Genomic DNA, 26705 nt, shown 5'->3' with positions numbered 1-26705 from the left:
AGCAAAGCCTTAGCCCTATAATAAGGGTTAAGGCTTTTTGGTTTAACGTTTTCTTTTTTAGATAAAGCCTTGTATTGACCTACTTAAGGATAACCTTCAAATAGGCTAATTCCCCTGGCTGCATGATCATTTGTACATCTTTACTGCTGCTTGGGATCTGACGAACCACTTCCCCCAGCGGATTAACCAAGTAGGCAGCCTCGACTTCTCTATCCATTACGCTAAAGGTATACTCGGACGTCTCGGTTCCGGCATTTCGCAGGGTCAGAATAAACCCATTCCCATCCACAGCCGGTTTCACATATAGCAGGACGACTGTACCGCTTGACTGGCTAAACCACTGCCCTTCTTCCTCCCTATCACACATCACCGCTGCATTCATGGCTATAGGATCCGCTGCAGCGATGCCCGCACGATATGCCTCAACGGGATCAAATTGCCCGAACGGACTTAGCTCATAATGCAAAACGATCTCTCCCGGTTGACTGGCCCAGAAGTTGGTATCCCAATAATTGTTCATGGCCCATGCAAGCAGCAGCGGATTTTCCTGGCGGTCGATCTGCTTACTCTCCTTGCCGAAATGAAAATCGCCGATTTGAACGAGCGGCGCATCGGGACAGGCTAAGGTGATCCCCTTCTGCTGATCATAGATGGATACCGTTTGGTCAACCGTCACCCAGTCCCGGCAAGCGGTGCCAAGCTGCTCCCTGTCTAGCTCGACTAGCAAGCCGGCTGTATCATAATGGGCACGCCAGCCTTGATCCATCTGCAGCGGAAAGGCGAAATAGATCGACTCGGGCGTCCTTATATCCGATTTATTCATGGATGCAGCAAGGCAGATTCGGGGATGGATGGCAGAAAAGGTAATCCGCTGTTCCAGACTGGAAACCCCCGGCGCTTCAAGTTGCAAGACATACGTTACCGAATCACTGGTTTGTTCGACCGAATAAGCTTGCAGCCGGTTGGCACCGACACGTTTTGCTTTCCATTCATGATTCCAGACGGATATGCTGCGATTCCCTTTGTCGACATCCCGCGGGAACAAGGTGCTTCGATGCTCATGATTGTGGCGCCCGTCGATCGTCTCCTGAACAAACTCAAATAACGTCCATGGGCTCTTTTCGTCGAGCATAGGCCACTGATGTATCTTATCGAATAACTGCACAATTCTTCCGCTGACAGGGTTGTATGTCATCCGGTAAAATGGCGTTTCGATCACCCCTTCCGTGACCGAAATACGGTTGGACGAGGCGGCCAGCCGGGCTTCTAGCCGGGCAAACGGGATCTTTTTCCACGAAAATGGTGCCATCTCTACCGTTCCATACGATTTATAATTCTGTACCTCCTGCGTGTATGGCAAGAAGTCCATGACACGCGAAGCGGCTAAATGACGACCGCTGCCGAGGTAGTATTCAGGCACCTTGACCTCCGCATGCTGCGTTTCACTTGAGGTGTTGACCAGCATGACACCGCCAGGCTCACGGGATTGTCGCGGGTTCCCTGCAATCGCTTCCATTTGTTTGGCATACGCGTAAGCAGACAAGTCTGCCGATTTGTACGCTGTCACCCTCTTGTGCAGCTGCATCGAAATCGAAAGCGGATGGTCAGGGAGGTTGACCGAACCCCATGAACCCCAGGTATGCTCATCATACAGCAGCGCCTGCTCCAATGCCTCGGTTTTCGCTTTCGAGTACTGCAGGTTTGGCGTCCCTTGGATCGCTTCAAGAAAATCAGCCTTCTTCAGGTTTTGCTTCGTTTGGCGAACGATCTTGGTTTCTTTCGCGGAACTTCCCGCGCCGAAATTCCAGTAGTCCGTCCAATCGCCCGAATGAGTCTGGATTTGTTCTTTCGGCACCTGTCGAACCCGCTTCAGAAGCATCTCCGGAGTCGCGAAAATCACCTTCTGGTCATGTCCTTCTGCATTGTATCGGCGGATCAGCGACACCAGGTTCGGGTCCGGGCAGTTATTGTCATACAGCGGCGGATTGGTTGCCGTTAAGTACACGAAATCGTATGGATAACCCTCCCCTTCCAGACGATCGATATAGTCCCTAATCCCTTGCGCCATCAGCTGGGTATCATCCTGACTCGTGTGGAAAAACTGGCTGAACAGAGAATAATGCTCGCCCAGGAACGTCAGCAGCTGCCGATTGTCGGGGGTTGTCCAGTTAAACACGGCAGGACGTGGCAGCGGTATGCCCCCGAAATGGACGTTAATCCCGGTTATATAAAACTCGATCCCCGCATCGAGCAATACCTGGCTGAGCGGCCATGGCTGCCCGTTGACATCATGATTTATCGCCGTTTTGATGGAGACGCCAAATCGCTCCCGCAGCTCGCGAACCGGCCGAAGCATTCGTGCAAGCTGATCCGTATGCACAAGCGGCGTCGTATGCATCGGAAGTGCAGCAATACTGATCTGTCCATTGTGCAGCAATCTGCGGAAATCGGAAATTTGCTCAGAGGCGGCTGTCTCCAGCCATTGCATAACGGGATACGTGGCCTCGCAGGTCCAGCGGAATTTTGCATCCTCTGGCTCATGCTCCGATTGAAGGCACAGCCGGATTGCTTCATCAATATAGTCTTTCTGCAGCTCCAGCAGTAACGGCTGGGGATGCGTGTAGCCGATATCCAGGTGACTATGGTGCAGACACAATATTTCTTTGATTTTCGCCATTCCTGTCACGCTCCTAAAACTTTATGCATTCGTCATCCTTCATCTTCAGGGTTAAATGATAAATCTCTTAAAAATTGTATCAAGTTCTGTGGGCTGCGTATTTACAGAAACGTATATCTTTTATACAATCGTCATGCCTATTTTCGGAGAAAAGGAGATGGTCTGTAATGGATTTTGCCAATCTTCATCCTTACGTTTACCATGCCTGCCTATATCCATTTTCCAGAGGCCAGAGCAGCCTATCGCGTACTTGCTACGCTTCATCGCTCTATCTGATCAGCGAGGGTAAGGGCATCATTCGGTTTCGGGGAGAAGACCACCCGGTCGTTCCCGGTTCTCTCGTATATATGCCGCCGGGCTTGCTTCATGATTGGTATGCAGATTGGGAAGAGCCAATGGTTCACTATTGCTGCTATTTTGATTGGACGTTAATCGATCGCAGAGAAGCCTTCTCGACGCCCAACATGATCTGTTTCGACCTTTCTCAACTGCAGCCTCCGCTCATTGGGCCTGAGTTCCCTGTGCCAATTCCCGAATTGATGACGGTAAGCAAGCTGCGAATCTGGATGGATGGATTTGAGACTTTTTTTAATAACAATGAATACATAAACGAGCGAACCTATTACCGCGGTCTCAAGATTCAATCCAATTTCCAGCAGTTCATGGAGTACTTTCTCACCTTCGCCCTCAAGGAGAACAATATCCCCGATCCGCGAATGCTTCATCTTTTAGAACGGCTGGATCAGGATCTGATGACCGGCAGCGTGAAGCCGCTGGAAGTGTATTTTCGGGAGCTTCACATGAGCCGCGGCTATTTTTTTGAAAAATTTCATCAGGCCACCGGCTTATCACCCACGCAATATATGAACCATTTCCGGATTAACCGTGCCAAAGATGATCTGCGGTTCTCCCATTTGAGCATCACGGAAATTTCCGAGAAATACGGCTTCTCGTCGGTTCATTATTTCTCTAAGCTGTTCAAGCAGTTAACGGGAACGCCGCCAAAAGAGTACCGCGCAGCTTATATCAGCGAGGGCATGAAGCAGGCAGAAGTTTTTTCACCATAGTCAGGGGCGTGAGTCTACCAGTTCGCTCCCTCTTGTTCGAATTGCTAATTAAAAAAAGACCGCTTTTGGCTGACTTTTTAGTATACTCTTGGTATACAGCCAAGTTCATGCAGCGTAATTTGCAGATTTCGACTCTTACAGGAAAACATGATGCGAGGTGGGATGATCTGATAACGTAAAGCAAATCTTTTCTGCGGCTCAATAAAAATATGAATAAGGTGGGTTACGAATGAAAATTACAGGTTATGAATTATTCCTTGTACCACCACGCTGGTTATTTTTAAAAGTCGAAACGGATGAGGGCATTGCAGGTTGGGGAGAGCCTGTTATTGAAGGGAAAGCCGCAACGGTAAAAACGGCGGTCGAGGAGATGATGACTTATTTAATCGGTAAGGACCCTTTGCGCATTGAAGATCATTGGAATGTGATGTACCGTGCTGGATTCTACCGCGGCGGCCCGATCCTGATGAGTGCGATTGCCGGTATAGACCAAGCTCTTTGGGATATTAAAGGAAAGTTCTATCATGCACCTGTCTATCAGTTGATCGGCGGCGCATGCCGGGACTCGATGAAAGTGTATTCCTGGATCGGCGGGGATCGCCCAAGTGAAACGGCACAAATGGCGCTGGAGTGTGTGAAAAAAGGTTTTCAAGCCGTTAAAATGAATGCAACCGAAGAATTGCAATACATCGATAGCTATGACAAGGTCGAAAAAGTGTTGGAAAACGTTGCGGCGATTCGGACCGCTGTCGGAAACCACATCGGAATCGGAATCGATTTTCACGGCCGCGTACATAAGCCCATGGCAAAAGTACTGGCTAAAGAGCTCGAAGTGTTTAAACCTATGTTTTTAGAGGAACCTGTGTTACCTGAAAATAATGAAGCATTGAAAGAGATCGCCTCGTTAACCTCCACTCCGATTGCGACGGGAGAGCGGATGTTCTCAAGATGGGATTTTAAGCATCTGCTGTCCGGCGGATACGTGGATATCATCCAGCCTGATTTATCCCATGCCGGCGGCATCACGGAATGCAAGAAAATCATCAGCATGGCGGAAGCCTACGATATCGCGGCTGCTCCTCATTGTCCGTTAGGTCCGATTGCACTGGCCGCCTGCTTACAGGTCGATGCCACCGCCCACAATGCCTTCATCCAGGAGCAGAGCTTAGGCATCCACTACAATCAAGGAAATGATCTGCTTGATTATTTGATCGATCCCGCTGTTTTTCATTATGAAAACGGTTACGTTAAAATCCCGGACGGCCCAGGCTTAGGGATCGAAATTAACGAAGAAAAGGTGCGCGAGATGGCGAAAATAGGCCATCAATGGCAAAATCCGCTGTGGCGCCACAAGGACGGAAGCGTAGCCGAGTGGTAGAACCGCTCCTTGCGCATCTCATCAAGGATAAACAAAAGATCGTTCCTCTCACGATGGGGAGCGATCTTTATTTGTTTCAAAATTAGCGAGTATGTTCAGTTTTACTGCCGTGACTTCTTCCCCACCGGGATACTTTGGGCAAAACGGAATACATTATGGGGGTCATATTTCCGCTTAACCCGCTTCAGCCTGTTAACATTCACTCCATAATACGCCTTCGGCCAGTTTTTGATTTGCAGATCGGGGAAGTTTACATAATCCCCTTTGACAAAGGGACGTAACGCTTTGCGGAACCTTGTCACCCACTGGATATTCCGCTGCTGCTCGCCGTCGTTCCTCCATCTTGCCGACAGCTCATAGACTGTCTCTGCCTTCCGATGTGGATAGGCGGTCGCAGTCGGGGATATCCGGCTTACCGCACTTCCCGCCCCGCCTAAGCTTTGACACCACACAGTAGAATGCTGATTAGGCGCATGGGACAGAAAATCACGAATCACTCGCACGCCTTCGCGAGGCAGCGGCTTAAACCCGAATGCTCCGGTAATTTTAAACTTCGGCTCCAGATTGAGATCCCCTTGGGCAAAAAATTGGGTCGCTTCGATAAAAGGTACTGTCCTTACCATCACCTTAACCGGGTTTCCTGTTTGCAGCAAAGGTTGGATGAATCGCCGCAGTTCTTCCCCGCTTCCCAGCAGCTGTCCGGTAGACACAATGGTCCCCACCTGTTTCGCGGCGACCTCGATGGTTGAAGTTAAGCGGTTCGTAACCGCAGGAGCCCAGCGCTGCCAAGCCGGAAATACCTTCTCCAGATCGCGCCATTTCCAGGTGATGCTGTAGATGGAGACGTTCTGGATGGGCCTTACCCGAAACGTATATTCGGTAGCAATCCCGAAGTTCCCTCCCCCGCCCCCTCGTGATGCCCAGAGCAGATCGGAATGTTTCTTCTCGTTGGCGATGATCGGCTTCGCCCCTCGCCGTCCTGAAGCCACAACCATCTTCACCTGTTTCAGGTTATCGCAGGTAAGTCCATACTTTCGCGAGAGCAGCCCGATTCCGCCTCCCAGGGTAAGCCCGGCAATGCCCACATCTGGCGCCGTTCCACCCGGCAGGGCTAACCGCTTGTTCCATAGTTTTCTGTATACGCGGGCAAGTGGATTGCCTGTTTGTATATGGGCCACCATGTTTTTGCGATCCACCTTCACGCTATTCATTTCGCTCACATCGATAATTAACCCGCCATTGACAGACGAAAATCCTTCATAGCTGTGCCTCCCGCTGCGGACTCTAAACCGTACTCCTCGCTCACGAGCCCATTTCACTGCGTTGATAACATCCTGCGTTCGTTGGCAAAATACGATGATCCGTGGAAACTTGGAAAAGCGCCGATTGTATTCCATTCTGGCCGCATTGTAAGACGGATTGCCAGGCACCACGATTCTTCCGGTCAATGGGGTGCCGGCTGTATTCCGCTTTTGTGTCATTGTATGTCCACCATCCTCGATCATGGAGTCAGCTGTACTCATCTGCTTATTCCTATGTCGGGGCAATTGACCTGGCAACGGCACCTGCCTTATAGGCGCTTTGTATAGTAACCTTAGCTTTTCCCGAAAATCATGTCACCTCTGATGTCGTGTATTTAGTGAATCGACATGCAGGAAAGAAAAAACGGCTCCGGTTTACGGAAGCCGTTTCTTCGCGGTACTACTTCACTCAGCAGCTCTTTCCACTCTTCTTGCCTGGATTCATCGGTTGATTTCCCCCGGTTTCAGCCAGCTTCTCTCCGAATTGATCCAGCCGTTCTGGCGAAGATGCAGGGCCGTCGTTTTTCGGCTTGTTGTTTCTTCCAGTCATGACGCTCACCTCCATCCATAACATGAGCGCCTGGCCTTGTTTTCATACCCTGGACCTTCATCCGAACTTAAAATCGGGTCCTTTTTGCAGATTGCTTTGAACTCGGCACTATACAACCACTCCAAAAGCGCTTAATATTTTCAATAGCAAGTTGTTTCAAATCCGCAATCGTTGCAGTGAACTTATTCGAGAAGGAGTCATCAGAGGCATGCTGGAACCAAACATCACCAACTTATTGAAAAATACGTTAAAAGCAAGTATTGATAACAAGGAGATCGCCGGCGCGAACTTCATGGTGCTTAAGGACGGGAACGAAGTTTTTTACCATGAAGACGGATTAGCTGACCTTGAGTCGGGGCGCCCGATAACAAGGGATTCGATTTTCCGGTTATATTCGATGACGAAGCCGGTGACTTCCACCTCCATCATGATGCTGCTGGAGCGTGGAGCTATCGATCTGTTCGATCCTGTAAGCCGTTACATTCCGGGTTTCAAAAACCAGCAGGTTGAGAAAAACGGCGAACTGGTTCCGGCCGGCCGCGAAGTCAACATTCACGATTTATTGAATATGACATCTGGATTAGTATACGGCGGAACGAACCAAGGCGGACAGCAAACGGACGCATTGTTCCAGGAGCTGGGCAGCCGGTTGAACGGTGATAACCCGATGAGCACACTGGAGTTCGCGAACCGCCTGGGCCAGATCCCGCTTTCGTTCGAGCCGGGCTCGTACTGGCAGTACGGAACGTCGGCCGATGTGCTTGGCGCCATTGTAGAAGCGGTGAGCGGTATGCGGTACGGACAATTTTTGAAAAAGGAAATATTCGAGCCGCTGGGCATGAAAGATACCGGATTCTGGCTGCCTGAAGAAAAAAGAGACCGTCTTGTGAAAACCTATCAGGATGATGGCGAAGGCGGCTTAAAGCTGTACTCACACAGCCACCTTGGCATCGCCCATCAGCTGGACCGTGATCCGGCATACGAGTCCGGCGGAGCCGGCCTGGCATCCACGATAGACGACGCTGCCAAGTTCACGACGATGCTGATGAATCAAGGCAGCTACAATGATGTTCAACTGTTAAAGCCAAGAACGGTTCAATATATGACGTCGGCGGCATTAACCGAGTGGCAGCAAAAAGGCTTCGATACGTGGCACACCATGCGCGGCCACAGCTATGGCAACCAGATGCGCATCATGACCGACCCCGGAAAAGCCGGATTTATCGGCAGCCCGGGCGAATACGGCTGGGACGGCTGGCTGGGGGCTTACTTCAGCAACAGCCCACGGGACGGACTGACGATCTTGTTTATGATCCAGAAAAAAGATGGCGGCACGATGCCAATTACGCGCAAGCTGCGTAATATCGTGTTCAGCACCTTGTAAGGGCAAACGAAAGAACCGCATGGGAGTTGGGCTCCATGTGCGGTTCTTTTTTTTTACAAAAATTGGTCTATAGGTGGGCGGCTCCCATCAGGAAGCGCTGAAATCGTTAAAATAGTGCACGCCGTCATGCGCCGTATCTCCGGGTTCGGTTCTCCGGTTAGTGCTGAACCATAACTTATCTCCGTTCGCAACTCCAACGCCCTCGATCTCAAACAGGTCAGGAAATGCTGAAGACGTCACGCGGAACGATAGATTGGGATCCGCTTGAATAGTGCCCGAAGCCGTAGAAATATTGCGATAAACGAGCACAATGCTGACGTTTTTATATGTCATCGGAACATAGATGGTGTTGTTATAATAACCGAAGCCTTGGAAAGCATACGAAGTGATATTGGATATCGTACTGCCGTTGACCTTGGCATCTTCAATATTCAGAGAGAAGCTATTTGTTACATGGATCGTTCCACTGGATGCGGTTAGCGGCAGCGAACCTCTGTACAAGGTTCGTCCGGATTTGAATAAAAAGTTTATGTTGCTCGCGTCTTTGCTCGTAATTTTCACACCCGACATCGCCTTGTCTGCACCATCGTATTTAATAGTGTAATTACCTACTTTGTAATAAGTCGTTCCTACATATTTCAGTTTCACGAGACTCATGCTGCCAGCGTTCATGGTGACGACGAACATATAATAATTGCCGTCGTTGGAGCTGAGAACGACATCATTGGCATGGCCGAGATAGGTTGCGTAAGTAGATCCGTTATCCCCGTTGGTCATGAGCGTTGTAGTACCGTCACTCATTTTGGTACGATAAATGACCGCCTTATTGTTGTCGCCATTGACTTTTACAGAATAGACGTAAGTTGATCCCACGGCAAATCCCTGAGCGGCGTAGCAATCATTGGCATTGCCCAGCGTAGCGACGGTGGAGTACGTGTTGTAATATGCTGCACTGGCTGCAGCGGGCATCAGCATGGATGCGCAGAGAAGAATAGCGATAAATAAGGTCAATCGTTTGCTGCTCCTCCAAGTCTGGGCCATGACAGCCATCCTTTCCGTAAACCTCCACTTCATACACGGACACCTCCATAAAATTGATGTTATGTTGTCTGTATGAATGAAATCAGTTTCCTACCTTTGCCAACCTCCACATTACAGAGCAGCTGTTTATTGGAACTCCTGCAAGGAATGGATCGTTCTATTGTAGTTTAACCTGAATCCATGCTCATTCAAGTCATTATAGTCCTAAATCAGGGTGGTTCTGGTCCTAATCCTTTTGTCCCCCTGTTCGGATCCGTCTCATAGCTGGTACTCAGATGTAAAATTTCCCCTTGAACCTTACGCAGCGTCATGTCCTAAGATTCAATTGCCGGCAAAAAATTAAAAAGGGAGATCGATGATGATGACGAAACGACAACTTCAACACAGCACACCGTTTTTTAAGTATGCAAGGCGAGGAGTGGGATCCAAATGAGCAGCACATCGTACAGCAATGAGCTGAAAGCCGGCCTAAAGGAATGGATCGGACTTGCCGTACTGGCGCTGCCTGCCCTTCTGGTCTCGATTGATCTCTCCGTGATGATTCTCGCACTGCCGCATATCAGCGCCGACCTGGGCGCAGACAGCGCACAGCAATTATGGATCATCGACATCTACGGATTTATGCTCTCCGGATTTCTAATCACGATGGGCTCGCTGGGAGACCGGATCGGCCGCAGGAAACTTTTGATGATCGGCGGAATATCTTTCGCGGCAGCTTCCATATTAGCTGCGTTTGCTCCAAATGCATGGACTCTGATTGCAGCGCGTGCGCTGCTGGGGATCGCCGGGGCAACGGTCGCGCCTTCTACGTTAGCTTTAATCAGCAGCATGTTCCGCAATCCCAAGCAGCGCTCTCTCGCCATTGGCATATGGATGATGTGCTCCATGGGCGGCATGGCGCTTGGTCCGGTCCTCGGCGGGATGCTGTTAAATCACTTTTGGTGGGGCTCGGTATTCCTGCTTTCCTTGCCCATCATGTTGATTTTGGTCCTTACCGGACCCGTTCTGCTGCCGGAATATCGTCATCCCCAAACCGGCCCTCTTGATGTAACAAGTGTTTGGTTGTCGTTGCTTGCCATTTTGCCGGTCATCTATGGACTTAAACAAATAGCCAAATACGGCCTGCAAATTGCACCATTACTGCTTGTATTCGCTGGCTTAGTCTTCGGCGTGTTTTTCGTTGCGAGGCAGAAAAGGTTGACCAGTCCATTGGTGGATCTGCGTCTATTTGCGAACCGGGGATTCAGCTCCGCGCTGGGAGGCATGTTCGGCATCACTTTTACGGGAGCAACGATGCTCTATATCGGGCAGTATCTGCAATTCGTAAAGGGGCTGCCTCCGCTTGAAGCAGGGTTATTTATGCTCCCCGGAGCCATCGCCTCCATGGCCGGGATGTTACTCTCACCGTTTGCCGCACGCCTGGTGCGCCCGGCTCGCCTGATCGGTGGAGGCCTTTTGATCTCCGCGACAGGATGCCTGTTCCTCACTCAGGTGGGCAGTGAATCCGACCTCACCTATCTTGTCATCGGGTATGTGCTGTTCAACTTGGGTGCTGCTCCATTACCCAGCCTGTCCAGCGATCTGGTGATCGGCTCGGTCTCGCCGGCAAAGGCAGGATCGGCCGCAGCCATGCTGCAAACAAGCGGAGAATTTGCGTTTGCGTTGGGCATTGCCGTTTTGGGCAGCATTGGCACCGTCGTATATCGCAGCCAGGTGGCGAGCTCGATCCCTGCCAACCTCACGGAATCCTCTTCACAACTCTCACGCGACAGTTTGACCGGGGCGATCGAGACAGCAAAAACTCTCACCGGGGAAGCCGGTACTTCGCTCTTCGAGGGGGCAAGTAAAGCTTTTATGGGCGGGTTTCACGCGATTGCAGCTGTAAGTGGAGTCATCATGCTTGGTATCATCGTTTTGGTCTCGATCCAGTTCCGTCACTTACGGCCGATTGGGGGAAACCAGCCGGACCCAGCAGAAAGTATTCCGGAAGCAGAGCATTCCCTGCTCTAATGAATAATGATCTAGAATAGCCTTGGCATTAGGCCAAGGCTATTTGCATAATAAAATCCGTTTGTTCTTCGTCCCCCATATAAAATGAGTGCGCGCCGGTTTGAACAAAACCTAATTTTTCGTAAAAGCGGATGGCGTTCTCGTTCTTTTCCCAAACTCCGAGCCACAGTCTCTTTTTGTTGTGAGTTTTAGCGATATCCATCGCTTGGTTGATTAAATATTGGCCAAGCCCTTTTCTTTGAAACTGGCTACGAATATAAATCCGCTCTATTTCAAGCGAATCATTGCCCATGGGTTCGGTTTGGGCATCATTCATATTGACCTTTAACAATCCGGCAAGTTCATCATGGAAATAGACGAAATAGAACTCCGAAGAGCTATGGGCCAATTCTTTTTCCAACTGTTCGGCGTTAAATGCCTTTTCCAAATAGGCTTTCAAATTCTCCGGTGAATTCTGGTCTTTAAAGGTATCCGTAAATGTTTCGATGCTGATTTCCCGGAGCCGCGGTAAATCTTCGCGGCTGCACTTTGTTATGCGTACTGTCATGTTAGTCGAAAGCTCCTTTATCTAAAATCAATAACCCCTCTTGTTCCCCTTTTTGACGTATTCCCAATCTACTTCGATATTCTTTCTAACCCTTTGCAGAAGTTGAAAAATGGTATCTGTTTCTTCTTCCGAAAATCCCGCTAACGCGACCCGATTCGAATGATCATGTTCTCTTTGAATAAAAGGATATACCGATTGCCCTTTTTCCGTCGGAAAAAGTTTTTTGATCTTTCGGTTATGCTCGTCCGCCTTTTTCTCAATAAAGCCATTCGCTTCAAGCTTTTGTATGGCACGGGCTGCAGTAGTCCGGTCTACCTTAATCATTTCGGCTAGCTTTTCTTGAATGATCCCCGGGCTCTCGCAAATCCGGACAAGATACAAATACTGCCCTTTCGTCAGGTCATATTCCTTAAATTCGATGTTGCTGATTGAATCCAACGCCCTGGCAATCATTCCGATTTCGCGCAGAATTTCTTTCATACGGGCAGCTCCTCATCCTTTTCAACTGTTCAATCGTTCTTGATCAATATTATATTATTTTTATTGCATTTGCAACAAAATGAAAGGTGCGAATGATTTAAGTAATTAATAGTAAATACAACATCAGATTGTTTAGAGCGTAACCTTAAGGCACTTTCGGCAGACCCAGGCCATTCATGACATAGGGACGAACAATGCCCACAAGTATATCGGTTCGGTCATTCTCTCCCACCGTTAACCAAGCATGCGCAGCGCCATAAATCGCAGAGGCAGTCATCGCCGAGATGATTTTCGTATGGCTGTCTTCCATGAGATGAAGATTCCCTCTCCGTAAAATGTCCTCAATGGATTGCTGCAGCAGCTGCTTGATTTTCTCATCGACGAGCGATGCAATCGGTTTGGAATCCAATCTGCATATCCGATAAAAATCCATAATGTAGTGGTAAGTCATCATAATCAGCCCGTCACAGATTTCATCCGTAAAGTCGCGTGCATTCAGCACTTGATCAGGAATTCGATCGCGAAAAGCCTGCTCGGTGATTTCTTCCAGCAAAGCGTATTTATCTTCATAATGCGCATAGAAGGTGGCGCGGTTAATCGTTGCTCTTTGTGCAATATCGTTAATGGTTATGGAATCAAAGTCTTTCTTTAGGAGAAGCTCCCTAAACGCTTCCCTGATTAACTGGCGTGTACGCAATACCCTCGGATCCTGCTGATTTACCATATCCAGCCTCCTGTTAAAACATCAAATTTCAAAATATGTTGTCTATGCAACGTTCCGCTTCATCTGCCGATTGAAAACATTAGCTTGCCATACTATTATCTTACCCAACAGATGTTGCTTAAGCAATCTCTGACTAATTCATGGAAAGGGTAGATCATTGTTGAATACAAAACAAAAGAGAATTTTAATATTTGGCGCAGGTATCGTTGGCAGCATATACGCGCTCCGGTTTGCCCAATCAGGTCTGGATGTCACACTGTTGGCTCGGGGAAAGAGGCTCGAAGCCCTTCAAAAGAACGGACTGCGCTACAACGATCACGGCATGATAAAGCAAATGTCGATCACGACGATCGGGAAGCTTGAGGACGACGATATTTACGATTTTATCTTTGTCCCGGTACGGTTTGATCAAGCCGAATCCGCCCTGTCTGCGATCAAAAATAACCGGAGCCAAACGATTGTCACTTTGACCAACACCATCGGTTATGAATCCTGGTTAGATATCGTGGGCGACCGGCTGCTCCCCGGATTTCCCGGGGCAGGTGGAGACATGAAAGAGGATGTATTACACGCCCAATTCGGTTCGGAAAAACACCAAGGGACCATTTTTGGTGAAATCAATGGACAGACGAGCGAAAGGGTCAAAGAACTGGCCAAAGTCCTTGAAACGGCGGGTTTGCATCATGAGATCCAACATGATATGTATGCATTCCATGTTTCGCATGCTGCGGTTGCTGTGGGCAACAAGCATTTCTATACGGACGAGGGTGTGGTCGATCTGGAGACTGCAAGAAGCGAACGCACGCTCAGCAAAATCGCTGCTGATATTAAACAAAACCTTCGCTTGGTCGAGCTGGCCGGAATCCCAGTCGTACCGAGCGAAACGAAGGCCATGGGGGAATTGTCGGAACAAGAACTTACCGCGATGTACCGCCAGATGCTGAGCAATGATTTTATTATTGATGTCATGCTTGGGGATCATGCCGTCAGTCAAAGAGCGGAAATTAAGCTGTTGGATGAGAAATTTCATGAAAAGTTTTCTGTGGGGCAATAACACCAGATCGGCTAGCCCGGTTAATCCCATGCAAAAAGAAGCGGCAGTCTAGGACTTTCGAGCCCGGGTCTGCCGCTTTTCATAACAAATAGGCATTTTTGATGTATTGGGTACTGTTGCGTTTTCAGACGGCTTTTCTCGCTTACAGCAGGATCAGAGTTAGAATCACAAATTGCACGGAACCGACAATTTCCATGATACCTACCCTCATCGGCTTTAACGGTTTGCCGGAGTACATCCATGTCTTGATCAGCGGATAAACAAATGGCAAGCACATCCAAGGGCTGAGCAAAAGCAGCGGCAGTACCAGCGCGATGATATGATATACCTTCGCATAGAGGGTCCACCGTATATTTTTCCGCTCACGAAATACGGATTTAACGAAAAAAACGGTTCCCATAAAGTACAGGAAGTTGTACAGCACAACCTCCGCCAGTTCCCTGCCCCATGTTCCGCCACCCAGCAGATAAGCCGCCGCGCCGGCGGTACAGAACAGCAGAATCGCGCAAACATCGTTCAGCAGCGCCCGCTCGGACTTTCGCCGCACATGCCAGATATTTACGGTGAGAAGCAGGATAAGTACCGGTGCGAACCAGAACAGCCATAACTCCTGAAGCAGCACCGGAATGAGGCACAGGAGGGCCACCGCCGCATAACCTGCCCCCCATTTGAGCCACCAGGTCCGCTTGGTCGTCTTTTTTAAAGCCTGCAGCAGCGGATAGGATGACAAATACAGGAACAGCCAGGCAAGGAACAAGGGAAGATGCAGAAGAACGGGGTTCGCCGACATCATGCCGATGATAAAGGGAATGCTGACCATCGCCCAGCCCCCGTGCTCCCGTGGAATGACCATGCTTATTTTTTTCATACACCTTCTGCTCCTTTTCCATGGCTGGCTGTTCACGCCTTTGGGTTCAGGCCGCTCAGCCGCCGATATAGGACATACCAATCTTTTTTCTGCTCATCGCCCTTTGTTCCGTTCGCTCTTCCGAATACCGGTCTTCCCGCTTCTCCCACACGCCGCGGATGGCCGCAAGCAGCAGTTCATCCGATGCGCCGGATCGCAGCAGGCTTCGGAGATCGAACCCTTTGGAGGCAAACAGACAGGAATACATTTTACCGTCCGAAGACAAACGGACCCGTGTGCAGGAGGAGCAGAATGCTTCCGATACGGACGAGATAAAGCAAACCTCGCAATCCCCGTCTCTGTAGCGGTACCGTTTGGGCACTTCCCCGGGATAGCGCGGAGAGACCGGCATCAGCTCGGCATCGCCACCCAGCCGTTCGAAGATGTCCCGCTTCGTCATGACCTGCTGCATACGCCAGCCGTTGTCATTTCCCACGTCCATAAATTCGATGAAGCAGAGCGTGATGCCGAGTTTTTTGAACAAAGCCGCCATCGGGACGATCTCCTGATCGTTGAGGCCTTTCTGCACGACCATATTTACTCTAACCTCGATTCCGATGCTGCGGGAGCGTTCCATGCTGGCGATAATGACAGACGGCTGAATGCCCCTTCCGTTGATACGGCCAAAGCGTTCCGGATCGAGCGCATCCAGGCTTACATTCACCCGCCGAAGCCCGGCATGATAGAGGCTCTCTGCCTGCCCCCCAAGCAGTAGGCCGTTCGTCGTCAGCCCGATATCATCAATCCCCGGAATAGCAGCAAGCATACGAATGAGCTCGGGAAGTCCACGACGCAGCAGGGGCTCACCGCCGGTCAGGCGAATCTTTCGTATGCCAAGCGATGCGTATACCTTGGCTGCCCGTGTAATTTCCTCAAATGACAGCAGCTGCTCCTTGGGCATGAAGGCATAGTCATCCCCGAAGATCTCCTTCGGCATGCAGTACGTGCAGCGGAAGTTGCATCGGTCTGTCACGGAAATCCGCAGGTCGCGCATCGGTCTTGCCAGCTGATCCAACTGAGGGTTTACCGCCATGTTTCCTTCCTCCTTCGTATAGCCGTACATGCTTCAGCCCGCTTTATCCTTGCAGCTGCGGACTGGTTTTCAGCTTTGAACTTCCGCCTCCATAGCGGTCGTTTGTAGGCTTGTTCGTAATATCGCTGAACGTTCCGACATATTGGATAACGTCTCCGGCATCATCTTTAACGGCATTAATGATTAATAACTCTAAATACTCCTCGCCATTTTTTCGACGGTTCCAGATCTCCCCTTGCCAGCTTCCCCGCTCCTTGATTTCCGCCCACATCGTGCTGTAAAATTCACCGGATTGACGGCCGGACTTCAGGATGCTCGGATTTTTGCCGATCACTTCCTCCTCCGTGTAGCCCGTCAGCTTCGTGAATGCCGGGTTCACGGCATGGATTTTTCCACTCAGGTCCGTTACGAGAATACCTTGCCCTGTGGAATTGAACACTTCCGAAGAAACGGCCAATTTATCCTGGTAATACATCCAAACGACGATGACGAGGCTGGCGAGCGCAATTTGGGAGAGCGCCATGAAACCGATCGAATACTGACCGGTCACCGAATGGATAAAGGAAAGCATCAGCGGCGGGAAGAAGCCGCCAAGGCCGCCCATCATCGACACGATCCCGTTCACGATCCCCGCCTGCTTGTTGAAGTACAGCGGCACCAGTTTAAAAATGATCCCGTTGCCAAGTCCGGCGCCTACCGCGATGGTTAAACATCCTACGGTATAGAGGCCGATCGACGGAGAGAACGCCAAGATGATGGCTGCAATCGTAAGACCGACGAATACAGCCATTAACAGGAACAGCGGCTTAAAACGGTCCGCCAGCCACCCGCCCACCGGTCGCAAGAAGGTCGCCACCACGATGAATCCGGCCGTGCGCATCCCCGCATCCACCTTCGCCAGCTCAAAATTCGAAACCAGGAAGTTGGGGAGGTATACCGTAAACGCAACGAACGAACCGAAGGTGATGAAATAGAACAATGAAAAATACCACAGTTTATCGTTTTTATAGACGCCTTTGATCTGCTCCATGAGCGGCGTTTTGACCTTCGTCTCTTTGCGGTCACCCAGGAATACGTTCAGCACCGCAAACGCGAGCAGCAGAATTAAATACAGCTGGACGGTACGCGCCCACCCGATTTGCGTAGCAATGACAGGTGCGGCAAAGGTGGTAATGGCTGTACCGACATTGCCCATTCCGTAAATTCCATTAACCAAGCCCAGCTTTTCTTTCGAATAATATTTAGGGAGCGAGGTGACACCGACCGAGAAGACGGCTCCTCCGACACCCAAGAACAGGCCGCCGATCACGAGATGCCTAAAGGATGTGGCCGTGCTGATAAAATAAACCGGAAACAGCAGCAGAATAAAGCTTGCGATAAACACGATCCGTGCGCCCAGGACGTTGGCGTAGTATCCCAGCGGCAAACGGAGCACCGAGCCCAGCACTACCGGGATCGCGGTCAGGATCGCCAGTCGGTCCGCCGGGATGGATATGTCCTCCCGAATGAACGGCAGCAATGCGGAAATGATAACCCATACCATAAATCCAAGCACCAAATTCATCGTCTGCAGCGGCAGCTGCGCTTTTTTGATCATTTCAACCACCTTTTCTGAACGTGATGAATGGCTGACTTCATTGATCCCCATGCCTTATTGTACGTGACGATATTCACAAAGATAATAGGGAAGTTCCCTGAATTCGTCAGGGGAACTTCCCTATATCCTGTGGCTGGAACACCCGGTATCCTTAAAAACGCTAGAAATCCAGCAGTTTTTTCTTTAGCGCATACTCCACCAGCTCCGGGCGGCTTTTCAGGTTCAGCTTCTCCATAATTTTGGCCTTATGGGCCTCCACCGTTTTGACGGAGACATACAGCTTCTCCGCAATCTCTTTGTTGCCGTAGCCTTTGGCGATGAGCGGCAAAATCTCGATTTCCCGTGGGGACAGGCTGTTAAACGGATCGTTATCCGCGCTCTCGCTGTCCTTTTTAATATACTCCCGAACCAGGGACGTGGCCATTTGCGGATGGATGTAGGTTCCTCCCTTATGTACCATCCGGATGGCCGAGACCAGCTCTTCATCAGGCGCGTTTTTGAGCACGTAGCCGGAGGCGCCGTTTTTCAGCACATGGAACAAATAGTCGTCGTCATCGTACATGGTAAGGATCAGTATTTTCGTATTGGGAAAATCATTGCTGATCTTGCCCGTGGCAATCAGGCCGCTCTCGCCCGGAGGCATGCTGAGGTCCATCAGCAGCACGTCCGGTTGATGCTTTGCCACCATGGCGTAAGCCTCCATGCCGTCAGCGGCCGTCGCCACGACTTCCATATCCTCCTGATAGTTCAGAATCATGGAAAAGCCGCTCCGGACCACCGCATGATCATCCGCTATGACAATTTTCATCGTGTATCGGTCTCCCTCTCCCTCTCGTTCTCCTCTGAACACGGAATGCGCAGCTCCACCTTCGTCCCTCCGCCGATGGCCGAATACAGCATGAACTGGCCGCCGACAAGTTCGGCACGCTCACGCATCCCGTATAAGCCAAGGCCGGTGCCCTTGGCTTCATTCTCATTCATATTGAATCCGGTTCCGTCATCCTTGACGGTCAGCTGCAGGACCCCGTCCTCTTCGCATAACCGGACATGCACCTCGTCTGTACCGGCGTATTTCAGCGCGTTCAGGACGGCTTCCTGGCATACGCGGTAGACCACGGTCTCGATCTCGCTGCCGTAACGGGCCGCGGACAGCTCCGCCGAGAAATCGACGAGCAGGCCGTAGTTTTTCTCGATCCATTTGAAATGCGAGCGGAACGCCGCTTCCAGCCCCAGGTCATCGAGCGAGGCGGGCCGCAGCTCCACGGACAAATGGCGGATGTCGTCCAGCAGCCGAGTCAGCGACACTTCAGTCTGCTGCAGCTTCTTCAGCACATCTTCGCCAACCTCCATATATTTGACCACGCGCAGGTCCACAAGCGAGCTCAGCAGCTCCTGGGCGACGCTGTCGTGCAGTTCCCGGGATATCCGCTTTCGCTCATCCTCCTGCGCTTTAATGACGTATTTCAGCAGATTCGAGCGCTGGAGCATCTCCTGCGTCTTCTGCTGTTTAGTCAGATCCAACAGCATGAGCACGCGGATTCCCCGCTCCTCGTCGATGGTATGATAGCTGGCTGCATAAGGAACGACGCCTTCGCCCCTTGTTTTGAGATAGACCTGGAATGAGGAGAAATCCCCTTTCGGATAGTCCAAATAGCATTTGGAGCACGAAATCTGGTCTTTTTCGTCCGTGTAGCCCTTGCAGGCCTGGCAGAAGGAATCGTCGACGCCGGACTGCATCCGTTCGATCACGTCGATATCCAGTATATTCTCCGCGGCCGGGTTCATGGCGACGACGCTGCCTTTTTCATCGATAAAAAAGATCGCCTCCATGCTGTTCGCATACATCTTCTTCAGAAGATCATTTAAATGTTCATCTGTCATCCGAATCAAGGCTGTCCCACCTCCCTCGCATGAAAAGCGCCAAATTCCCTGCCAAGTCCCTCCTGGAACTGATCGAAGGCTGCTTGGGTCAGGCGGTTCTCCGCGCGGTAGCCCACCAGCAAGACGCCCTGAACCCGCGCTGCTTCCCACAGCGGGATAGCCCCGAGGCTCTTCAGCTGCTCCGCCACGATGATCGGATAATTAAACAAATCCCGGGATTCGATATCGGTGTTCACATTTTGGATCAGCATCGGCTTGCCGGTTTTGAATACGATGCCCGCAATGCCTTTCCCTGAATGCAGCACAATCCGCTTATAGCGGTCGTTCATGTTGCCGGAGGCATATTGCCAGGTCAATACGAATCGGTCCTCAGCCGGCTGAACCAGAGCCAGGGACACGAAATCGAATTGAAACCGGTCCCGGAGCTTTTCGATTTCCGCTTGGTATTGATAGTTCGGCTGATTCTTCATGGCCATAGCTCCCCTTGATGTAGAAAAGAAGGCTGTTCGCCTTCTTTGGTCTACGATTCATAATTGCGGTGCTTCCTATAAAGGATATATCTTCTGCCTACATAATTCAACGGAACGCTCCATACGTGCACGAGCCGGGTAAACGGCCACAGCGCGAAAATCCCGAATCCTGCCAGAATGTGAATCTTGAACGACAGCGGCACATTTACCATCAGCGCTGCATCCGGCCGCAGCATAAACAAATCCCGGAACCAGACCGAGATGCTCTCCCGGTAGTTGAACTCCGGCTGGACGGCGTTCGTCACCAGCGTGCTGTATATGCCCATGAACACAATGAACAGCAGCAGCACATTGACAATCATGTCCGACGCGGAGCTGAGCCGGCGGACATTACGGATCGTGAACCGGCGCGAGGTCAGCAGGATCATGCCGCCCAAGGTCAGCAGGCCAAAGACGCTGCCGATATATACCGCACCGATATGGTACATATGATTGTTGACTCCCGCCGCTTCCATCCACGATTGGGGAATAGCCAAGCCCACGACATGGCCCCCGATCACCGGGATGATGCCCAGATGGAACATCAGGCTGCCCAGCTTCAGCTGCTTTTTCTCGATAAACTCACTGGACTTGGCCGTCCAATTGAACTGGTCGGTACGGTACCGGTAAATATGTCCGACGACAAACACCGCGAGGCTCACATAGGGGAATATGACCCATAGAAACTGGTTAATCATGCTCATACACCTCCGTCTCCTGCTGGATACATGCTTTAAACGTTTCGCGCAGACCGCGGATCAAGTGAGCGTACGGGCTGCCGGACTTCTCCAGCGCTTTCAGCAAATGGTAGGTGCCGTCCTCCATGACCGCCAGCATGAGATCCAGGCTCTCCGCCGCTTCCTTTTCATGCCCCTGCCAGTTGGCGGCATAGACGAATTCGCACATGAGGGGCAGGTAATCGGACAGCTCGGAGCCGGCAATATCGAGGCCGTACAGCTGATACGTTTCCTTGAGCTTGGCCAGCATTTGTCCCCGGTCCCGGCTGTCCTCAAATTTATGGAAGGTCATGTACAAGGTCGTTTTTTTCTGAAAATCGAACGTCTGAACGTACATCTCCTCGATCTGCTCCATACTGTATTCATGCATCAGGTCCCAGAATGTACGGACCGAAGTATAGGCCGGATGTTTGGAGTCCAGCGACTCCTCCAGCACGGACGGGTGGAAATCCAGCTTCTCCGGGTAAGTCAGCATTTGAGCGAAAAAACCGAATACAGTTTGATCGCTCTGCAGCTTTTCGAGATTAATCACGCCAGATCCCCCCATAGAAATTTTCTTCGTACAGTTCCTTGCCGGTTTTGCCCTGCGGGCTTGCCGGTCCGCAGCCGCTGCAGCCCATGCTGAAGCCTTCGAGGCCTTGGGAGCGGTATACATCCATATGGTTTTCTTTGTGCGATGTCGGTACCACGAACCGGTCATCGTATTTGGCAATGGCAAGAAGCCGATACATCTGCTTCATTTGACCTGCCGTCAGGCCGACTCGCGCCAGCCGCGCTTCGTCAAACTTGGCACCGGACGACTGGGCCCGCATATAGGAGCGCATCATCGCCATCTTTTGCAGAGCATCCTTCACCGTTGTCGTATCCCCTGCCGTCAGCAGGTTGGCGAGGTACTGAATCGGCGTGCGCATCTCCTCGATCGCCGGGAAGATCATGTCCGGATTTTCGATCGAATCTCTTCCTTCAAAGTAGTTCATGATGGGGCTGAGCGGCGGCACGTACCATACCATAGGCAGCGTCCGGTACTCCGGATGAAGCGGGAAGGCCAGCTTGTATTCGATGGCGAGTTTATAGACCGGCGAGTTTTGGGCCGCCTCGATCCATTCTTCGGATAGTCCGTCTTTGCGCGCCTGCTCGATCACCGCCGGATCGTGCGGATCAAGGAACAGGCTGCATTGCGCCTGGTACAGATCCTTTTCATCCGGCGTGGAGGCCGCTTCCTGCACGCGGTCGGCGTCATACAGCATCACACCCAAATACCGGATGCGGCCGGTGCAGGTCTCCGAGCATACCGTCGGCAGCCCTGCTTCGATTCTTGGAAAACAGAAAGTGCATTTCTCGGCCTTGTTCGTTTTCCAGTTAAAGTACACCTTTTTGTATGGGCAGCCGGTCATGCAGTAGCGCCAGCCACGGCAAGCTTCCTGGTCCACGAGCACGATGCCGTCCTCGTCCCGCTTGTACATTGCGCCCGAAGGGCAGGACGCTACACAGCTGGGGTTGAGGCAGTGCTCGCACAGGCGGGGCAAATACATCATGAACGTCTGCTCGAAGTTGAACTTGATCTCTTCCTCGATCTTTTCGATATTCGGATCCTTCGGACCCGTTACATGGGCGCCCGCCAGATCGTCCTCCCAGTTCGGGCCCCATTCCAGGTTCATCGTTTCGCCGGTTACCGCTGATTTCGGGCGGGCCACAGGCTGATGCTTCTTCTCACCGGAGTTGGTCAGATGCTCATAGTTGTAGGTCCATGGCTCGTAGTAATCCTTCATTTCCGGCATATCGGGATTGTAGAAAATTTTGCCGAGCGCGATTTTGGACAGCTTGCTGCCGGATTTCAGCTGCAGCTTGCCCTTTTTCAGCGTCCAGCCTCCCTTGTATTTCTCCTGGTCCTCCCAACGGACCGGGTAGCCGACGCCCGGCTTCGTTTCCACATTGTTGAACCACATATATTCCGCGCCCGGACGGTTCGTCCAGGTGCTCTTGCAGGTGACGCTGCACGTATGGCAGCCAATGCATTTATCCAAATTCATGACCATGGCGACTTGCGCTTTAATCTTCAAGCCAATCCACCTCTTTCATTTTGCGGACAGCCACGTACACATCCCGCTGATTGCCGATCGGTCCGTAGTAGTTAAATCCATAGCTGAGCTGGGCGTAACCTCCGACCATCTGGGTCGGCTTCACGTGGATTCTCGTCGGTGCGTTGTGACTGCCGCCGCGGTCCTTCGTAATTTCCGAGCCCGGCACGTTGATGTGCTTATCCTGCGCATGATACATGTACATCGTGCCTTTCGGCATCCGGTGGCTGACGACGGCGCGGGCGGTGACGACGCCGTTGCGGTTGTAGACTTCCAGCCAATCGTTGTCCTGGATGTCGTTTGCCGCCGCATCGTCGTTGTTGATCCATACTGTCGGCCCGCCGCGGAACAGCGTCAGCATGTGCAGGTTATCCTGGTACGTGCTGTGGATATTCCATTTGCCGTGCGGCGTCAGATAGCGGAGCACGAGTGTGTCTTTGCCGCCGGTAATCTGCTTGTCGCGCGGACCGAATACCATCGGCGGCAGCGTCGGCTTATAGACCGGCAGCGCTTCGCCGAATTGCAGGAAAATTTCGTGATCGATATAGAAATGCTGTCTGCCGGTCAGCGTTCGGAAAGGCACATGCCGCTCGATGTTCGTCGTGAACGGCGAGTATCTTCTCCCCATTTTGTTCGAGCCGCTGAACACCGGCGTCGGGATGACTTCCCGCGGCTGGGCCGTGATGCTTTGGAACGTGATACGCTCCGCCGCGCGGTCCGCGGATATGTCTTTCAGGCTCACGCCGGTGTCATTTTCCGCCGACTCCCAGGCGCGCTGCGATACTTTCCCGTTCGTCGCCGAAGAGATATGGAGAATGGCATCCGCCGCATTTCTGGCGGTATGCAGCTTCGGCAGGCCGTTTTTGATCGTGTCGTCATCATAGCTTCCGTTCATGCGCTTCAACTCTTCGTACTCCTCGGCCACCGAGAAGCTGACGCCGTGCGCCCCGATTTTGCTTGCCGCCAGGCTAGGGCCAAGCGTCACGAATTTGTCGTAAATTTTCGTGTAGTCGCGTTCGACAACGGTCAGGTTCGGCATCGTTTTGCCCGGAACCGCTTCGATCTCGCCCTTGCGCCAATCGAGCACCTTGCCATAAGGCTGGGCGATTTCGCTGATCGAATCATGCGCCAACGGGCTGGCCACGAGGTCCTTGTATACGCCGGGAAGATGCGTTTTGGCCATCTCCGAGAAGGTCTGTGCAATCGTCCGATAAATGTCCCAGTCCGAGCGCGATTCCCACAGCGGATCCACCGCCGGATTGAACGGATGGACGAATGGATGCATGTCGGTGGAGGACAAGTCGGTTTTCTCGTACCAGGTCGCTGCCGGCAGCACCACGTCGGCATACATCGGCGTCGAGGTCATCCGGAAGTCGAGCGCGACCAACAGATCCAGTTTGCCTTCCACGTCTTCGCGCCACACCATTTCTTCCGGCTTCTCCTCTTCGTTCGGCGTCGAGAGCAGGCTGTCCGAAGCGCCAAGCAAATGCTTCATGAAATACTCCTGCCCTTTTGCGGAGCTGGAAATCAGGTTCGAGCGCCATACGAACAGCGATCTCGGGAAGTTTTCCGGCGCATCAGGATCTTCGGCAGCGAATTTGGTATCTCCAGAGACGATTTGCGTTAACGCATGCTTCACGATCTCCTCGTTGGTCGTTTTCCCATGGCTGGCCGCTTCCTCCGCGAAAGCCAGGCTGCTCTTGTTGAACTGCGGATAGGACGGCAGCCAGCCGAGTCTCGCCGCAAGGACGTTATAATCCGCCGGATGCTGGTAACGGATGTCCCCGCCCGTAGGCGATTTCAAGGAATCCGCACCCATTTCTTCGTACTTCCACTGGTCGGTCGCAAAATAAAAGAACGACGTCGCATTTTGCTGCCGCGGCGGCCCCTGCCAGTCTTTGGCGAAGGCAACCGTGGACCAGCCCTCGATCGGGCGGCATTTTTCCTGGCCGACGTAATGCGCCCAACCGCCGCCGTTCACGCCTTGGGAAGCCGTCAAAATGACCAGGTTCAGAATTGAGCGGTAGATCGTGTCGCTGTTGAACCAGTGGTTGATGCCTGCGCCCATGATGATCATGGAACGGCCGCCGGTATCCAGCGCGTTTTGCGCGAATTCCCTGGCAATCTGCACGATGATCGAAGCCTTCACGCCGGTAATCTTTTCCTGCCAGGCCGGGGTGTAGAAGGAATCCGCATTGTCGTATCCGCCCCCCTGTGACCCGCTGTCGGTTGAGACAATACCGTATTGGCTTAACATCAGGTCGTATACCGTTGCCACGAGGCGTTCGGTACCGTCGGCAAGCTGAATTTTTTTCGCCGGAATTTGGCGTTCGAACGTGCCGTTGGCGTTATTGTCGAAGAACGGGAAGCAAATCGACTGCCGCTCTCCCCCCTGGGATTCCACGGAAAGCGCCGGCGCAATGACCGATCCGTCCTCGCGTTCCAGAATCAGGTTCCACTTCTTGCCTGGCTCCCAACGCTGTCCCATCGTACCGTTTGGAACCGTAATTTCATTTTTGTTTTCGTCGTAAATCACCGGCTTCCACTCCGCATGCGGGGTCGTATCGCCAAGATCGCTTGCGCGCAGGAATCGTCCGGCCTTATACCTGCCCTCATGTTCATCCAGCAGAAGAAGGAACGGCATGTCTGTATACTGCTTGGCGTAATTCAGGAACATCGGTTCCTGACGTTCTTGGTAGAACTCTTTCAAAATGACATGCGTCATCGCTTGAGCGACCGCCGCATCCGTTCCCGGATTCGGGGCAAGCCAGTTATCGGCGAACTTGACGTTCTCCGCATAATCCGGCGCCACCGATACGACCTTTGTGCCTTTGTAGCGCACTTCCGTCATAAAGTGGGCGTCCGGCGTCCGCGTTAAAGGCACGTTCGAGCCCCACATGATCAAGTAGCCGGCATTGTACCAATCGCTGGATTCCGGCACGTCGGTTTGCTCGCCCCAAATTTGCGGGGAAGCCGGCGGCAGGTCGGCATACCAGTCGTAAAAGCTCAGCATTTCGCCTCCGAGCAGAGAAATGAATCTCGCCCCCGATGCGTAGCTGATCATCGACATCGCCGGAATCGGGGTGAAGCCGGCAATGCGGTCCGGTCCGTATTTGCGGATCGTATAGATCAGCTGCGCGGAGATCAGCTTGGTCGCATCCGCCCAAGAGACGCGTACATGACCGCCTTTGCCGCGCGCTTTTTTGTAGCTTCTCGCTTTTTCAGGATCCTCCACGATGCTGGCCCAAGCTGCGACTGGGTCGCCATACTGGTTCAGCGCTTCATTCCACATGTGCCACAGCTTGCCGCGCATATACGGATATTTCACGCGGAGCGGGCTGTATTCGTACCAGGAAAACGAAGCTCCGCGCGGACAGCCGCGCGGCTCGAATTCCGGCATATCGGGACCACAGGATGGATAATCGATCTGCTGATTTTCCCAGGTGATGATGCCGTTTTTCACAAACACCTTCCAACTGCACGAGCCGGTGCAGTTCACGCCGTGTGTCGTGCGCACAACTTTGTCATGGGACCAGCGCTTGCGGTACATGTCCTCCCAGTCCCGGCTTTTCTCTTCAAGAACGGACCAGTTGTCCGAATAGCTTTCCAATCGTTTGAAGAACTTCAGTCCCTTCTTCCGTTTCATTGGACGGTTCAACTCCTTTACGTGAATGACCATGATCGGGGAATCAATGTGTCGTCCATTCGTATGCCTCCATTATGAGAGCCTGCTGCTGCGTTTGGTATCAG

22 protein-coding genes are annotated in these 26705 nt (G+C 51.9%); 5 read left to right on the top strand and 17 right to left on the bottom strand.

Annotated elements, in window-relative coordinates:
* Positions 1 to 79: 79 nt before the first annotated feature.
* The gene (locus ABID47_RS05810; protein WP_354495244.1) at positions 80 to 2677 is read right to left on the bottom strand and encodes a glycoside hydrolase family 38 N-terminal domain-containing protein; all 2598 of its coding nucleotides are present in this window, start codon (positions 2675 to 2677) and stop codon (positions 80 to 82) included.
* Positions 2678 to 2844: 167 nt separating this feature from the next.
* Between ABID47_RS05810 and ABID47_RS05805 the strand changes: the two genes are divergently transcribed.
* Complete coding sequence (locus ABID47_RS05805; RefSeq protein WP_354495243.1) at positions 2845 to 3744, top strand: helix-turn-helix transcriptional regulator; 900 nt, start codon at positions 2845 to 2847, stop codon at positions 3742 to 3744.
* Positions 3745 to 3973: 229 nt separating this feature from the next.
* Positions 3974 to 5122: a galactonate dehydratase gene (dgoD, locus tag ABID47_RS05800; protein ID WP_354495242.1), complete on the top strand. Its 1149-nt coding sequence runs from the start codon at positions 3974 to 3976 to the stop codon at positions 5120 to 5122.
* A 101-nt stretch (positions 5123 to 5223) separates the two neighbouring features.
* Here the strand turns inward: dgoD and ABID47_RS05795 are convergent, their stop codons facing one another.
* Positions 5224 to 6603 carry an FAD-binding oxidoreductase gene (locus ABID47_RS05795; RefSeq protein WP_354495241.1) on the bottom strand — a complete coding sequence of 460 codons (1380 nt, stop codon included), beginning with the start codon at positions 6601 to 6603 and terminating at the stop codon, positions 5224 to 5226.
* Positions 6604 to 6832: 229 nt separating this feature from the next.
* Positions 6833 to 6973, bottom strand: coding sequence for a hypothetical protein (locus ABID47_RS05790; RefSeq protein ID WP_354495240.1), 141 nt, complete (start codon positions 6971 to 6973; stop codon positions 6833 to 6835).
* A 208-nt stretch (positions 6974 to 7181) separates the two neighbouring features.
* Between ABID47_RS05790 and ABID47_RS05785 the strand changes: the two genes are divergently transcribed.
* Positions 7182 to 8357 (top strand): serine hydrolase domain-containing protein, encoded by a 1176-nt coding sequence (locus ABID47_RS05785; RefSeq protein WP_354495239.1) that lies wholly within the window; start codon positions 7182 to 7184, stop codon positions 8355 to 8357.
* 87 nt (positions 8358 to 8444) lie between these two features.
* Here the strand turns inward: ABID47_RS05785 and ABID47_RS05780 are convergent, their stop codons facing one another.
* Complete coding sequence (locus tag ABID47_RS05780) at positions 8445 to 9431, bottom strand: hypothetical protein (RefSeq protein ID WP_354495238.1); 987 nt, start codon at positions 9429 to 9431, stop codon at positions 8445 to 8447.
* Positions 9432 to 9827: 396 nt separating this feature from the next.
* Between ABID47_RS05780 and ABID47_RS05775 the strand changes: the two genes are divergently transcribed.
* Entirely contained in the window at positions 9828 to 11408 is a 1581-nt protein-coding gene (locus ABID47_RS05775) for an MFS transporter (RefSeq protein WP_354495237.1), read from the top strand.
* Between the two features lie 28 nt (positions 11409 to 11436).
* Here the strand turns inward: ABID47_RS05775 and ABID47_RS05770 are convergent, their stop codons facing one another.
* The 3 genes from ABID47_RS05770 to ABID47_RS05760 all read right to left on the bottom strand — a co-directional run bounded on the left by ABID47_RS05770 (position 11437) and on the right by ABID47_RS05760 (position 13159).
* Positions 11437 to 11955 carry a GNAT family N-acetyltransferase gene (locus ABID47_RS05770; protein WP_354495236.1) on the bottom strand — a complete coding sequence of 173 codons (519 nt, stop codon included), beginning with the start codon at positions 11953 to 11955 and terminating at the stop codon, positions 11437 to 11439.
* A gap of 27 nt (positions 11956 to 11982) precedes the next feature.
* Positions 11983 to 12435 (bottom strand): MarR family winged helix-turn-helix transcriptional regulator, encoded by a 453-nt coding sequence (locus ABID47_RS05765; RefSeq protein ID WP_354495235.1) that lies wholly within the window; start codon positions 12433 to 12435, stop codon positions 11983 to 11985.
* Positions 12436 to 12580: 145 nt separating this feature from the next.
* Complete coding sequence (locus tag ABID47_RS05760) at positions 12581 to 13159, bottom strand: TetR/AcrR family transcriptional regulator (RefSeq protein ID WP_354495234.1); 579 nt, start codon at positions 13157 to 13159, stop codon at positions 12581 to 12583.
* 160 nt (positions 13160 to 13319) lie between these two features.
* On the opposite strand from ABID47_RS05760, the gene ABID47_RS05755 reads away from it, so the two are divergent.
* Complete coding sequence (locus tag ABID47_RS05755; RefSeq protein ID WP_354495233.1) at positions 13320 to 14213, top strand: ketopantoate reductase family protein; 894 nt, start codon at positions 13320 to 13322, stop codon at positions 14211 to 14213.
* Between the two features lie 142 nt (positions 14214 to 14355).
* Here the strand turns inward: ABID47_RS05755 and ABID47_RS05750 are convergent, their stop codons facing one another.
* The 10 genes from ABID47_RS05750 to ABID47_RS05705 all read right to left on the bottom strand — a co-directional run bounded on the left by ABID47_RS05750 (position 14356) and on the right by ABID47_RS05705 (position 26601).
* Entirely contained in the window at positions 14356 to 15081 is a 726-nt protein-coding gene (locus ABID47_RS05750) for a YwiC-like family protein (protein WP_354495232.1), read from the bottom strand.
* Positions 15082 to 15136: 55 nt separating this feature from the next.
* A complete protein-coding gene (moaA, locus tag ABID47_RS05745) occupies positions 15137 to 16153 on the bottom strand; it encodes a GTP 3',8-cyclase MoaA (protein WP_354495231.1) in 1017 nt (338 codons plus the stop codon).
* A 43-nt stretch (positions 16154 to 16196) separates the two neighbouring features.
* Positions 16197 to 17750, bottom strand: coding sequence for a nitrate/nitrite transporter (locus ABID47_RS05740; protein WP_354495230.1), 1554 nt, complete (start codon positions 17748 to 17750; stop codon positions 16197 to 16199).
* A 160-nt stretch (positions 17751 to 17910) separates the two neighbouring features.
* Positions 17911 to 18558, bottom strand: a complete 648-nt coding sequence (locus ABID47_RS05735) for a response regulator transcription factor (protein WP_076164548.1) — start codon at positions 18556 to 18558, stop codon at positions 17911 to 17913.
* Complete coding sequence (locus ABID47_RS05730; RefSeq protein ID WP_354495229.1) at positions 18555 to 19640, bottom strand: sensor histidine kinase; 1086 nt, start codon at positions 19638 to 19640, stop codon at positions 18555 to 18557. Before ABID47_RS05730 ends, ABID47_RS05735 begins: the two co-directional genes overlap by 4 nt.
* Positions 19637 to 20101, bottom strand: a complete 465-nt coding sequence (locus ABID47_RS05725; RefSeq protein WP_354495228.1) for a GAF domain-containing protein — start codon at positions 20099 to 20101, stop codon at positions 19637 to 19639. Before ABID47_RS05725 ends, ABID47_RS05730 begins: the two co-directional genes overlap by 4 nt.
* Before the next feature lie 50 nt (positions 20102 to 20151).
* Positions 20152 to 20844 carry a respiratory nitrate reductase subunit gamma gene (gene narI / locus ABID47_RS05720; protein WP_354495227.1) on the bottom strand — a complete coding sequence of 231 codons (693 nt, stop codon included), beginning with the start codon at positions 20842 to 20844 and terminating at the stop codon, positions 20152 to 20154.
* Positions 20831 to 21409 carry a nitrate reductase molybdenum cofactor assembly chaperone gene (gene narJ / locus ABID47_RS05715; protein ID WP_354495226.1) on the bottom strand — a complete coding sequence of 193 codons (579 nt, stop codon included), beginning with the start codon at positions 21407 to 21409 and terminating at the stop codon, positions 20831 to 20833. The genes narI and narJ overlap by 14 nt, the downstream gene beginning before the upstream one ends.
* Positions 21402 to 22937 carry a nitrate reductase subunit beta gene (gene narH, locus ABID47_RS05710; protein WP_354495225.1) on the bottom strand — a complete coding sequence of 512 codons (1536 nt, stop codon included), beginning with the start codon at positions 22935 to 22937 and terminating at the stop codon, positions 21402 to 21404. The genes narJ and narH overlap by 8 nt, the downstream gene beginning before the upstream one ends.
* The gene (locus ABID47_RS05705) at positions 22927 to 26601 is read right to left on the bottom strand and encodes a nitrate reductase subunit alpha (protein ID WP_354495224.1); all 3675 of its coding nucleotides are present in this window, start codon (positions 26599 to 26601) and stop codon (positions 22927 to 22929) included. The genes narH and ABID47_RS05705 overlap by 11 nt, the downstream gene beginning before the upstream one ends.
* Positions 26602 to 26705: the final 104 nt, after the last annotated feature.

Source organism: Paenibacillus favisporus, assembly GCF_040545415.1.
GTDB lineage: Bacteria > Bacillota > Bacilli > Paenibacillales > Paenibacillaceae > Paenibacillus_AQ > Paenibacillus_AQ favisporus.
Note: the sequence above shows the minus strand (reverse complement) of the source record. Positions and strands in the feature narration are given on the sequence as shown.

Coding starts and splice junctions, on each gene's coding strand:
- ABID47_RS05810 (WP_354495244.1), bottom strand. CDS start 2,677: ATGGCGAAAATCAAAGAAATATTGTGTCTGCACCATAGTCACCTGGAT.
- ABID47_RS05805 (WP_354495243.1), top strand. CDS start 2,845: ATGGATTTTGCCAATCTTCATCCTTACGTTTACCATGCCTGCCTATAT.
- dgoD (WP_354495242.1), top strand. CDS start 3,974: ATGAAAATTACAGGTTATGAATTATTCCTTGTACCACCACGCTGGTTA.
- ABID47_RS05795 (WP_354495241.1), bottom strand. CDS start 6,603: ATGACACAAAAGCGGAATACAGCCGGCACCCCATTGACCGGAAGAATC.
- ABID47_RS05790 (WP_354495240.1), bottom strand. CDS start 6,973: ATGACTGGAAGAAACAACAAGCCGAAAAACGACGGCCCTGCATCTTCG.
- ABID47_RS05785 (WP_354495239.1), top strand. CDS start 7,182: ATGCTGGAACCAAACATCACCAACTTATTGAAAAATACGTTAAAAGCA.
- ABID47_RS05780 (WP_354495238.1), bottom strand. CDS start 9,431: ATGAAGTGGAGGTTTACGGAAAGGATGGCTGTCATGGCCCAGACTTGG.
- ABID47_RS05775 (WP_354495237.1), top strand. CDS start 9,828: ATGAGCAGCACATCGTACAGCAATGAGCTGAAAGCCGGCCTAAAGGAA.
- ABID47_RS05770 (WP_354495236.1), bottom strand. CDS start 11,955: ATGACAGTACGCATAACAAAGTGCAGCCGCGAAGATTTACCGCGGCTC.
- ABID47_RS05765 (WP_354495235.1), bottom strand. CDS start 12,435: ATGAAAGAAATTCTGCGCGAAATCGGAATGATTGCCAGGGCGTTGGAT.
- ABID47_RS05760 (WP_354495234.1), bottom strand. CDS start 13,159: ATGGTAAATCAGCAGGATCCGAGGGTATTGCGTACACGCCAGTTAATC.
- ABID47_RS05750 (WP_354495232.1), bottom strand. CDS start 15,081: ATGAAAAAAATAAGCATGGTCATTCCACGGGAGCACGGGGGCTGGGCG.
- moaA (WP_354495231.1), bottom strand. CDS start 16,153: ATGGCGGTAAACCCTCAGTTGGATCAGCTGGCAAGACCGATGCGCGAC.
- ABID47_RS05740 (WP_354495230.1), bottom strand. CDS start 17,750: ATGATCAAAAAAGCGCAGCTGCCGCTGCAGACGATGAATTTGGTGCTT.
- ABID47_RS05735 (WP_076164548.1), bottom strand. CDS start 18,558: ATGAAAATTGTCATAGCGGATGATCATGCGGTGGTCCGGAGCGGCTTT.
- ABID47_RS05725 (WP_354495228.1), bottom strand. CDS start 20,101: ATGAAGAATCAGCCGAACTATCAATACCAAGCGGAAATCGAAAAGCTC.
- narI (WP_354495227.1), bottom strand. CDS start 20,844: ATGAGCATGATTAACCAGTTTCTATGGGTCATATTCCCCTATGTGAGC.
- ABID47_RS05705 (WP_354495224.1), bottom strand. CDS start 26,601: ATGAAACGGAAGAAGGGACTGAAGTTCTTCAAACGATTGGAAAGCTAT.